General features: G+C 40.9%; 10 protein-coding genes and 1 pseudogene. 4 read left to right on the forward strand and 7 right to left on the reverse strand.

What is annotated here, in order from left to right; all coding sequences use genetic code 11:
- Positions 1-91 precede the first annotated feature (91 nt).
- Positions 92-730, forward strand: a complete 639-nt coding sequence (locus AAC855_RS04980; protein WP_340608521.1) for an FMN-dependent NADH-azoreductase — start codon at positions 92-94, stop codon at positions 728-730.
- Positions 731-787: 57 nt separating this feature from the next.
- On the opposite strand, the gene AAC855_RS04985 is transcribed toward AAC855_RS04980, so the two are convergent.
- Both AAC855_RS04985 and AAC855_RS04990 read right to left on the reverse strand, forming a co-directional pair.
- Positions 788-1,108, reverse strand: a complete 321-nt coding sequence (locus AAC855_RS04985) for a YdbL family probable chaperone protein (protein ID WP_340608522.1) — start codon at positions 1,106-1,108, stop codon at positions 788-790.
- An 11-nt stretch (positions 1,109-1,119) separates the two neighbouring features.
- Positions 1,120-1,299: a YnbE family lipoprotein gene (locus AAC855_RS04990; RefSeq protein WP_340608543.1), complete on the reverse strand. Its 180-nt coding sequence runs from the start codon at positions 1,297-1,299 to the stop codon at positions 1,120-1,122.
- Between the two features lie 394 nt (positions 1,300-1,693).
- On the opposite strand from AAC855_RS04990, the gene thrS reads away from it, so the two are divergent.
- The gene (thrS, locus tag AAC855_RS04995) at positions 1,694-2,878 is read left to right on the forward strand and encodes a threonine--tRNA ligase (RefSeq protein WP_340608523.1); all 1,185 of its coding nucleotides are present in this window, start codon (positions 1,694-1,696) and stop codon (positions 2,876-2,878) included.
- Positions 2,879-2,939: 61 nt separating this feature from the next.
- Here the strand turns inward: thrS and AAC855_RS05000 are convergent, their stop codons facing one another.
- Complete coding sequence (locus tag AAC855_RS05000) at positions 2,940-5,579, reverse strand: YdbH family protein (RefSeq protein ID WP_340608524.1); 2,640 nt, start codon at positions 5,577-5,579, stop codon at positions 2,940-2,942.
- A gap of 310 nt (positions 5,580-5,889) precedes the next feature.
- Here AAC855_RS05000 and AAC855_RS05005 point away from each other — a divergent pair, with 310 nt between their 5' ends.
- Both AAC855_RS05005 and AAC855_RS05010 read left to right on the forward strand, forming a co-directional pair.
- Positions 5,890-6,885, forward strand: a complete 996-nt coding sequence (locus AAC855_RS05005; protein WP_340608526.1) for a 2-hydroxyacid dehydrogenase — start codon at positions 5,890-5,892, stop codon at positions 6,883-6,885.
- Positions 6,886-6,908: 23 nt separating this feature from the next.
- Complete coding sequence (locus tag AAC855_RS05010) at positions 6,909-7,343, forward strand: META domain-containing protein (protein ID WP_340608527.1); 435 nt, start codon at positions 6,909-6,911, stop codon at positions 7,341-7,343.
- Positions 7,344-7,617: 274 nt separating this feature from the next.
- Here the strand turns inward: AAC855_RS05010 and AAC855_RS05015 are convergent, their stop codons facing one another.
- The 4 genes and pseudogenes from AAC855_RS05015 to AAC855_RS05030 form a co-directional block, all read right to left on the reverse strand.
- Positions 7,618-7,908: a hypothetical protein gene (locus AAC855_RS05015; protein ID WP_340608528.1), complete on the reverse strand. Its 291-nt coding sequence runs from the start codon at positions 7,906-7,908 to the stop codon at positions 7,618-7,620.
- A 388-nt stretch (positions 7,909-8,296) separates the two neighbouring features.
- The gene (gene ghoS, locus AAC855_RS05020; protein WP_340608529.1) at positions 8,297-8,596 is read right to left on the reverse strand and encodes a type V toxin-antitoxin system endoribonuclease antitoxin GhoS; all 300 of its coding nucleotides are present in this window, start codon (positions 8,594-8,596) and stop codon (positions 8,297-8,299) included.
- Between the two features lie 125 nt (positions 8,597-8,721).
- Positions 8,722-9,753 carry an oxidoreductase gene (locus tag AAC855_RS05025; RefSeq protein WP_340608530.1) on the reverse strand — a complete coding sequence of 344 codons (1,032 nt, stop codon included), beginning with the start codon at positions 9,751-9,753 and terminating at the stop codon, positions 8,722-8,724.
- A 605-nt stretch (positions 9,754-10,358) separates the two neighbouring features.
- Positions 10,359-10,914, reverse strand: a pseudogene (locus tag AAC855_RS05030) (hypothetical protein); the annotation flags it as partial.

Below are 10,914 nucleotides of genomic sequence, written 5' to 3' on the forward strand. Positions count from 1 at the left end.
CTATTTACTGAATAACTATCCCATTAAAATGCCTGACCTATAGAAACCGTTGACAGTGTATTAGTTACAGTAACGAATTAAGGAATTAAAAATGAATAAATTACTGGTTCTGAAATCCAGCATTATGGCGCAAAATTCACAGAGCAATAAAATAGCAGATCATTTTATTGAGCAATGGTCAGCCAGCTATGCAGATAGTAACATCACCATCCGTGATTTGGCTGAGGAACCTGTTCCGGTGCTGGATGGGGAATTATTAGGTGCTATGCGTCCAAGTGGTGCTGAACTGACAGAACGTCAAAAAATGGCTCTGGCGTTATCTGATGAATTGATCGCCGAATTAAAGGCAAATGATGTTATTGTGATCACTGCGCCAATGTACAATTTCTCTATTCCTACACAATTAAAAAACTACTTTGATTTGATTGCTCGTGCCGGCGTTACCTTCCGTTATACTGAATCAGGCCCAGAAGGTTTGTTAAAAGGTAAACGTGTTATTGTACTGAGCAGCCGTGGAGGTATCTATCAGCAGACACCAAAAGATTTGATAACGCCACACCTACAGATTTTCTTGGAGTTTATTGGTATTACTGATGTTAAATTCGTCTTTGCAGAAGGGTTTGCATTGGGCGAAGAACTGGCACATCAGGCACACCAAAATTCCCACAATGCAATTGTTGAAATTATAGAAAAAATAAAGCAGGAACAATCCGAAGAAATTGCAGCTTGATTGTTGCTACTATTCTGTTGCTACTAACGGTGCGTGCCAGCCTAAAAATGGCACGCTTTATTTCTTCAACCAATTACCATTAATACCACGCACATATTCCCCTGCCCCTGCACGACTAACCAGCTTTTCACCTGCTATTCTCGCGACCTGATCGGTAGTGATATTGTTTTGCGCCGCAATTTCCGCATACCTTTTTTCCCGTTCACTATTGATTTGCTTAACCACGGAAAGCGCATCCTGAGTATTCCTGACAGGAGCCAGATAGCCGCTGAATGTTTCACCTACCAGACCTTGTTGTTTTGCTTCATCCAGCGTCATACTCATTGCAAAAGAGCTAAACAGCAGAGTTAACCAAAGTATTACTCCTATTTTTTTCATATTCACACTCCTTAGAATAAGTCAGAGTTATTTTTGAGCATATCTTCAATCTGCCGATCGACTTTAATATGAATTTCATGCTCAATTTTCACATTCATATTAATATTGATGGGCTTATCTGGTGTTGCAACTTCCAGCCTGACACACCCAGCCAAACCTATACAGATGAACGTCATGCCGCTGATGGCCATCGTTAATCTGAACCCATGCTTTGTTATCATTTATTATTACTCCCGGTTAAAAATCCCAAACTAGCCCAGTTCAACGATAATTCTACGGTACAGAGCAGAGTATTAAAACACAGTAATTTATTAGGGAGTTCGAATCCCATTGGATATATAACTTTTCTCCTATAATTTCCACTTGCTTTTTTCTATACAGATTGCTAAAAACTTAACCATTATGAAAATTAAATCAATCTTCATTCTGGCCATGCCAGCTCAACAAACTACCACCACCGAAACCACTAGGTTGTTCGGGGGGTAGTCTCGACAGAATTTTAAAAAACCCTCTGAGCGACTCGCCAGAGGGTTTTTTCATACCTGCCTTACGCGTTTCGCTCAGAGTTTCATAACAGGAGAAGCTATGAAAACTCATCGTGAGATTGCACAACAACTTGATTTATTTCATTCAGAACCCCAAGGGCCGGGAATGATTTTCTGGCATCCGAACGGCTGGCGGCTATTTCAAAATATCCAACAGCATATGCGGAAAATTTACCAACAGCATGGCTTTAAGGAAGTCCGCACACCTCAGTTTTTGAAAAAAGAGTTATGGCAGACTTCCGGTCATCTTGCTATGTACGAAGAAGATATGTTTTTCGGTGGCGATCAGGCAGGTATGTCTGATTATGCTTTAAAACCAATGTCCTGTCCGGCGCATATTTTACTGTTTAAACGCGGTGTGCATAGCTACAGAGAACTCCCCATAAAACTGTTTGAATTTGGTCTTGTCCATCGTAATGAACCCTCTGGCGCTCTGAATGGCTGCCTACGCCTGCGCCAGTTTACTCAGGATGATGCTCATGTCTTTTGTGCGTGGTCACAAATTCAGGCAGAGGTAATTAATTTTCTGAGTAGAGCTAAACTTGTATACAGCCAGTATGGTTATCATCAACTTTTAGTCAGAGTTTCTACTCGGCCAGAATCTGCCCTCGGCGATAAAGTTTTATGGCAGAAAGCTGAACAAATATTAATTGATATATGCCAAGAGCAATCTGTTGATTTCGAAATACAAATCGGTGAAGGCGCATTTTATGGCCCCAAAATCGAACTGGCTCTTAAAGATAATATGGGGCGTGAGTGGCAGTGCGGAACAATACAGCTGGATTTTAACCTTCCCGAGCGCTTTGATATTGCTTATACAAATTCGTCTGGTGAGAAAGAACGCCCGGTAATTTTACATCAGGTCATATATGGCTCAATAGAGCGTTGGATCGGCATATTGCTGGAAAGCACTCAGGGCGCCCTGCCAGAATGGATACATCCATTACCCGTTGCAATCGCAACAGTGAGCAACGCAGCTATTGATTATGCCAACGCACTGGTTTGTTCACTCAACTCTGCGGATTTGCCTGTATTAGCTGATCATAGTAATAGTTCTGTTGCTCATAAAATCAGGCGATTTCATCAGTTGAAGATCCCCAATATTCTGATTGTCGGAGAGCAGGAAATGAAAACAGATCAGGTTGCTCTGCGTCGGGGGAAAATTGTCTCTATCGTAGGGAAAGAGCAGCTGGTTGAGCAGTTGAGGGCTTATAGAACTATATGATGGTTTTTAATTATGTGCGGTCATTGAGAACTCAATGACCGTTTTTTTAATCTGTGAACGCTCATTCCGGTAACATGATATTTTTCTCTAACCATTCCTCCAAACTACTGCCAAATCGCAGGCTGCGCCAGAGCTGAAAGATATTCTCTTCATGCCGGTAGCTTAATCTGACTTCCCGCTTTTTATCCACGACGGGATTAACACCATTTATCTCTGAATGCATGACCAAAATACCCAGATTATCCAGTGTTACATTTGCTTTAGAGTGGCTGATTTCCAAATATCGTAGCCAATCCATCGCTAACCCTGCCGTTAAATCATTTTTTCCTATCGAATCAACCGTATCTTTATCAAGCCTTAATGTCAGTCCACCCTCGTTGGCTATCCAGCCCTGCTTAATAAGCCATTGTTTATCATTTAATAACAGCGGTAATTCACCACTGATTTTTCCTGACATGGCAAGTTGCTTCACTTTCAACACATGAAATAATTTACTCACATTCAGTTGATTAAAACTCAGTACAGCGGGCTGTTTTTGTGGGAGCTGTAATCTATCTAATTTAAGCCCCCCATCCAGCATATCAATATTCACATTGGATAATGTTATTGGCTGAATCTCTGTCGGGGGATAAAAACCTTTCAAATCGGCAGAAACATTATTCATCTCGAATAAGTTGTTGATTGCTTTAACCCGTAACTGAACAGGTGATGTAACCCCTAATTGCCAGGTCTGTTCCTGTAAACGCCACGGTAATACAAAATCCAGCCCGTCAATACTTCCATCTTTCAGCCAGATTCCTGCATTTTTGACTACCCAGTGCCCACCAGCACGTAAACCTTGCCCTTTTGCGGCAGAAAATGCTGCCTGCGCATAGATATTCCCGCTCCGCACGGTGATCCCCAAATCAGCTGGAATGAGCGTCTGGAATGCCAACAATGACTGCCTTGGCCAACGCGCCTCTCCTCTTAGCCTGACGCCATCCCAACGCCCATAAATTGGGATCGGCCCTATTCCCTTAGCCTGTAATTTACCATTTAACATAAAATTATCAGGTGACTGACCGGTTATTGTTGCCCTGAAATCAACCGGCGGTAAAAAGCCACCGGAGCGAAAATCAGTTCGCCAAGCAGAAAGTTGCAGTTCTCCCGCTAATTCTGGCTGAGTTATGGAGCGATTCCATATCAGTGGTTTTATCAGCTGTAAACGAGGAGCTTTCATTTTTACAAGATCATAATTAATAGCATCAAACCCTGTATTGAGCGTATTTATCGCTATCTGTGACTGATTCCAGCTTCCTTTACCCGATATATCCCATTTAGCCTGCAATGGCGGTAAATCACCTTTTCCCCAATAATGCCAGTTCCAGTTTCCATGATCGGGGATAAAATCTTCAGCCATTCCATCAAAATGGAGTCTGAAAGTCCCCCAATAACGCTCTTTTGCAGTGACTATTGCCTGCAAACGCCCAGTAAAACCATTACGGGTCAGGTAGGTTCCTGCCAAAGGTAATCTGGCTTCTTTGATAGTAAAATTTTCGCTGACTTTTCCCCAGACACGGAACAGCGATCCCGGCTTGAATGTTACCTTCGGATCAATGAGTGAGCCTGTTATAACTGTCGGCAATGACATTGTCATAATCATTTGCCCGCTATTCATCTGCCCTGTCAGCCGAAAAGGAATATGGGTATTTGTTAGGCTTAACCTTGTCGGTTGCATGGAAAGAACGACATTACCCTTGCCAAATTCACCCTGAGTAATCAGATTCACTCTTCCACTGATTTGACTCCCATTAAAACCTTTCTTCCAGTCTTCGAGAGTAAAATCCACTCCCCCGGATAATGGTTGCCCTGCTCCCGACCATTGCCATTTTCCATGCTGAATAACAAATTGGGATTGATTGAACGACCACGGTAATTCAGCCCATATCTGCGGTTTACTTTTGTCCTTTTTGTCTAATGGATTGTGTTCCTGAGTGATAGTAAATTTTCCATCCCGCCCCTGCCATTCAAGCAACATCAATAAAGGTTCAGGATACTGCCTGACAGACAATTGTCCCGTGATTCTACCCTGCTCAGGTAACTTGTTGATATCCAATGGCAATGAAAAACCCCCATTCAGGCTAATAGTCTGGTTGGGTAATTTTGCAAAAAATTGGTGAACGTTCAGGTATTTTTTATCTGTAATATCAGCCACTAATTTTAACTGACTCCCCTGATAAGAGAGTGTTTGCTGGTGAGATGATGAATCAAACTGCAACTTTCCGGCAAATTCCTGCCACGGAGAAAGTACAACATGGTCAATAACTAATTTAATTGCAGGAATGGAGGATAATATCTCATCCACGGAGGCGGGGGCTGACTGCTTTTCCGTTACCGGTAATTGTGGCAAGCACTCACTCTGGCTATAAGCATGAGCCACATGAATATCCCAATATTTGCCTTCTTCCCGTTGATTTGATAAATATCCAGCAGATAAACCGGATAACTTTATGAATTCACATTTTTGTACCTGCACGGTTAGGTTATCAAGCCGTAATCTGTTATTTGTCCATGTGGGCTGAGTCAAAGAAAGCGTCATTCCCTGTGGTAACCAATGGCTGGCAACCAGTGGTAACCAGTGAGAAAGAGTGAACCATCCAGTCAATACTAATAACACCAGTAGTATTACCATGACTGCGAACGCTTTTAATATCCTGATCATTTATTATCGAACTCTTCTTTTTCAGTCTGAATATAACTTCCTGTTATGATAATCTCATGGAAAACTATGAGTCGGTTTATTATACCGATGGATTTCAGGTTGCATCGCCATAGCAAGGACGAAAACACAACCCAAAAACGATATGCCTAATGTATTTCAAGCCAGATCGTAGTGGCAAGAGAACAAATTTGCTTAGTCATCAAAAAGGAGGCTTGTAAAGCAACAGATATACTCTTGAACAGGAAAGTTCAATAAGTCGCTTGAGTGAAATTAAGCACTATACAGTCAATAACATACCGGAGATAAAGTGATGAAAGTTGCTGTTTACAGTACAAAGCAATACGACCGTAAACATTTTGAATTACTCAACCAAAAACTTGGCCTTGATTATCATATCGAATTCTTTGATTTTCCCCTTAGCCCACAAACCGCTAAAAATGCTGTTGGAGCTGATGCTGTCTGTATTTTCGTCAATGATGATGGTGGACGTGAAGTCCTTCAAGAACTGGCAGAAATGAACATCAAAATTCTGGCATTACGTTGTGCCGGTTTTAATAATGTTGATTTGGATGCAGCTAAAGAACTCGGTATTCAGGTTGTTCGCGTACCGGCCTATTCACCGGAATCCGTTGCTGAACATACAGTCGGGTTAATGCTATGCCTGAACAGACGTATCCATCGTGCTTACCAGCGTACCCGCGATGCTAACTTCTCCCTTGAAGGCCTGACTGGGTTCAACATGTATCACCGTACCGCAGGTATTATCGGTACCGGGAAAATTGGCCTTGCTACCTTAAGAATACTGAAAGGTTTCGGTATGCACCTGTTAGCACATGATCCTTACCCAAATCAGGAAGCATTAGAACTTGGGGTGAAATATGTGGATTTGGATACGCTGTATGCCGAATCTGATGTGATTTCGCTACATTGTCCAATGACTCCGGAAAACCATCACTTACTGGATGAAATTGCGTTCAGTAAAATGAAAGATGGTGTCATGATCATCAATACCAGCCGGGGTGCACTGATTGATTCTGTTGCTGCAATCAACGCATTGAAACAACAGAAAATTGGCGCATTAGGTATGGATGTCTATGAGAACGAACGTGATTTATTTTTTGAAGATAAATCAAATGACGTTATTCAAGATGATATCTTTCGCCGTTTATCCTCCTGCCATAATGTCTTATTCACAGGCCATCAGGCATTTTTGACAGAAGAAGCATTAACCAGTATCAGTGAAACAACGTTACAAAGTATCCAACAATTAACTTCTGGTGAACCCTGCCCGAATCTCGTTGGATGAAGTAATAAACATCAGGAGATAAAATGAACAGAGCGATTCCGTTAGCGGTCGCCACCTTGTTACTTACAGCATGTCAATCCACAGGGGTAAGTGCTACAGGAAATGTAACTGCCAAAGATTTGCAGCACCATAAATTTGCGTTAGTCAGCGTTAATGATGAGAGTGTATCCAATCAAGAAGATACAAAGCTGTCCATCACATTTGGTAAAAACATGTTTGTTTCCGGAACAATGTGTAACAACTTTATGGGGGTAGGTGAATTAAAGGATAATGTTTTAATCGTCAACAATTTGACTAAATCCGACATATTCTGTGTTAATGAAAAGCTTAACAAATGGGATCGGGTCATTATTGATATTCTGACTCAGGGGGCGGCAGTGAGTTTAAAGGACAGGCAATTAACACTGAAAAATAATAGAAACAAGCTGGTTTATACGTTGAGAAAGCCAGCTCAATAATGTAGTAAATTCATGTTATTTTATTCTTTATCATAGACATTATAGATTTCAAGATACGTCAAAGAAAAAAGGAACGCGTTTTTCCAGCCAAAGACTGGCCTCTTATTAATTCCCGGGAGCATAGATAACCGCATGTTTATAAAACGGTGGCTTTGCAGCCAACAAAGAGGCAACTTGAAAGACGAAGAATATACAGTTAATACAAATCAAGATTACCCGCATGTGCCGGGTAATCTATTTTCTGATGACGGATTACCTAACGAGAACGTCTATCTTATTTGTCATCGTCAAATTCTACTTTGGTTCTGACGGCAGATGGGCATTTTTCATCTAACGACTGGCGATAGCGAGTACAGCCGCGCATAAACTGCGGCCAATCCGGTACTTCAATTTCTGTCTGTTTATATTCCGGTAACAACCCCCATAAATCAGGGTGATACCAGCAAAGGTCATGACCGGATGAATCTCTGTGCTCTCTTATTCCTTCCCTGAGTTTCTTGATTTCTTCAATTAATTGTTCTTTCGACATATTATTGAGATCAGAGTCAGCTAAATTCTTTCCCAAAATAAAGCTCCTGCAATAAATAATGTTACGGTTCAAATGTAAAAAACCTCGCCAAAGCGAGGTTACAAAATTTATATCATAATCATCTATTATGACAACATAATCCCGATCATTAACGTTACTGCAATCCAGAAACCTAAAAATTTCATATAACACATCCAGTTGCTGTTCATTTTTCGACTCCCTCATTATTAAACAAACATTCGCAGCAACACAGTCAAGGCTGTCAGATTTCATAATGTGACTTTACCAATGTATCCCTATATATTTGTTCAATGAGTCGAAAGCTATTTTATTCTTTGTTACTGGTTTATTAATTTGAAATATAATAAAACTCATCTACATCAGTTTACTTTTCAGACTACTGTTTTTTTATTTATTGGATTAATCAGTTTTCTGGATGTTCCTTATCAATATACAGCGCAGCGCTCCAGTTACTGTAAGTACAGACAAATATGGAAGGGTCTTTGCTTGAGTATGATTTAGCAATAGATTTGATTTTTTCTGCCAGTTGAAGAGAGCCTAATGAAGAATTACCAATATAAGTTCCACTTGGAAGGCGATGCCACTTTCCGTCGGGGAAACGTATAGAGCGACTGAACTGATTGCCTACCATCCTTTTATGTAGCTTTTCATATCCCGCAGACCCCGTACCATACAGTTCCACTCGAACTAAATAACTTGCCATTTCTCTTTCCTTGTCTTGACTGCCAAATAGCCAAACTATCAGTTTTTCTCCTCTGATAAAAGTGAGAAAAACGAGAAGAAATGTGGCATTAATGGCAATTTAAGCACCGGGAATATTGATGGCGGTTATTGCGACAGCCTCTGTCGTACTGAAACCCAGTTTGGTTCAGAAAGCAGTTGCCGTCCGACAGCCACTAAGTCAATTTGCTGGTTATCTAACTGCCGTATCAGCACCTCTAAGTCAGAGCTGTATGTTGGCCACTCTGATGACGATAAATCTATCGAACCGCCTGCAATGGTAGGTAGTTCTGTCAATTCTTTGGCCCATACCGCCAAACTTCGACCTGAACCCCGAAAAGCGGGTTGGTCGAAATGGCCACCCGACGCATGCAATATGGTTACACCAGCCTGAACAACCGGATCAAGCAAGATTTCTAAGTCGTGCGGACGGGTTGCAATCGCCGCATTATTGGCACCCATCTTCGATTGAGAAAATAAAAAAGAGATCGGGAACAAATGACCGGTAGCTCTACGCACCGCCGCGATTATCTGCGCCGCAAATTGTGCACGATTGCGTATTGAACCGCCCCATATATCTTCGCGGCGGTTCGTATTTGCCCATAAGAACTGATCTATCAGATAGCCGTGTGCGCCATGAATTTCTACACCGTCAAATCCTGCTAATTGGGCGAAACTGGCCGCTTTTGCAAAAGAAGCAATAATCTCATCAATGTCGTCCAGTGTCATAGCCTTACCATATAAGCCACGAGTGGCAGAAAACCCTGACGGGCTCCAGGCCAGTGACGGATCAAGCCGCCCTGAATCGTCGGCACCCTGATGAAATAATTGCGCAAAAATAACTCCGCCAGTAGCATGTACTGCCTTAACCATTTCAGAAAAGTATGCTTCTGAGCCAGATTCCAAGCGGGGTAAATCCGTTTTTTCTCCGGCGGAGGGATGATTAATATAGGCTGTCTTCGTGATAACCAGACCTGCGCCTTCGTTAGCTGCATATTGGCAATAATGCTCTGCCATCTCTTTTCCTGATACATCTCCGAATGAGCGCTCCTGCTCCATTGAAGCCATAACGAAACGGTTTCGCAACTTCAATGCACCTAAGTCAAATGGCTTAAACAATGAAGTTATGGAATCTTTCATGCAGCATTCACTCCTAATTGGCGGAAGGTTAACTAATCAGACTGATTAAACTGTGCGACATTACTTACCAAAGTAGCATATGGTCAAAAAACAGAGAAAGAAATATTGACTTTATTTTCGAAGAATAACTGATTATTAAAGATTATTCACTTGATGTTGAATAAAGATGAATTGATTAGTTTTTATGATAGTAGTGTTAAAAAATCAAATCCATTACATGTAGGTAGTGTAAGCTTACTAAGTGATATGAAATACTGTTGAAAATATTAAGCTGAATTTGAAAATAATGTCAGCATTATAATAAAGTCATTACTTTCAAACCCATTTTCTTCTTACAAAATCATCAAAAAAAATTAACCATTACTCCAATCATATTTTAATTGTCAATTAATCTGGTCATGATATCAATTTATTGAATCATGACCAAATATCATTAAAAAAGGTAGGATTTTATATCGATATAAATTAAAGAATAAGGTATCTAATGATTTATTTTCATGAAATAAAACATTGACTTCTTAAAAAACTTATCGATGAGATAAAATAATTACCTTTACCTTTGTACCCAATAGAAAGCCCATTGAGCTTTCTATTACTCCAATATATTAACCTACTATCCCGACACGACCCACCCAACCATCACAAAACTGCACAGTAGTAGCACTTCTACCATCATCAGCTATTGTAAAAGCAAATTTAACATATCTACTCTGCTGATCGATGTATTGGCCCAACGGAAAGCTATACGTTATCCCAGCGGCAGGTATTAGCAGAGTAACAAACCCATCCATACTTGGATCACCAGTCAACTGACATAGTAAATATTTACCTCTGACATCTTCATTAAAATACACTGTTTCCACTACCCCATCCTGCTCATCGTTAGGATATCCCCATATATAAGATAAATCAACCCAACGAATATTTTTCAATGCCTCTTTAGATTGGTAGCGCCCATCAGATTCTCCTTTTGTGTAACTCACTCCTTTAGATTCGTATCGTCCATCAGATTCTCCTTTTGTATAACTCACTCCTTTAGATTCGTATCGCCCATCAGATTCTCCTTTTGTATAACTCACTCCTTTAGATTCGTATCGTCCATCAGATTCTCCTTTTGTATAACTCACTCCTTTAGATTCGTATCGTCCATCAGATTCTCCT

Source organism: Xenorhabdus bharatensis (genome assembly GCF_037996705.1).
Taxonomy (GTDB): Bacteria; Pseudomonadota; Gammaproteobacteria; order Enterobacterales; family Enterobacteriaceae; genus Xenorhabdus; species Xenorhabdus bharatensis.

Excerpts from the sequence above, each read along its gene's own strand:
- AAC855_RS04980 (WP_340608521.1), top strand. The coding sequence starts at position 92 with ATGAATAAATTACTGGTTCTGAAATCCAGCATTATGGCGCAAAATTCA.
- AAC855_RS04985 (WP_340608522.1), bottom strand. The coding sequence starts at position 1,108 with ATGAAAAAAATAGGAGTAATACTTTGGTTAACTCTGCTGTTTAGCTCT.
- AAC855_RS04990 (WP_340608543.1), bottom strand. The coding sequence starts at position 1,299 with ATGGCCATCAGCGGCATGACGTTCATCTGTATAGGTTTGGCTGGGTGT.
- thrS (WP_340608523.1), top strand. The coding sequence starts at position 1,694 with ATGAAAACTCATCGTGAGATTGCACAACAACTTGATTTATTTCATTCA.
- AAC855_RS05000 (WP_340608524.1), bottom strand. The coding sequence starts at position 5,579 with ATGATCAGGATATTAAAAGCGTTCGCAGTCATGGTAATACTACTGGTG.
- AAC855_RS05005 (WP_340608526.1), top strand. The coding sequence starts at position 5,890 with ATGAAAGTTGCTGTTTACAGTACAAAGCAATACGACCGTAAACATTTT.
- AAC855_RS05010 (WP_340608527.1), top strand. The coding sequence starts at position 6,909 with ATGAACAGAGCGATTCCGTTAGCGGTCGCCACCTTGTTACTTACAGCA.
- ghoS (WP_340608529.1), bottom strand. The coding sequence starts at position 8,596 with ATGGCAAGTTATTTAGTTCGAGTGGAACTGTATGGTACGGGGTCTGCG.
- AAC855_RS05025 (WP_340608530.1), bottom strand. The coding sequence starts at position 9,753 with ATGAAAGATTCCATAACTTCATTGTTTAAGCCATTTGACTTAGGTGCA.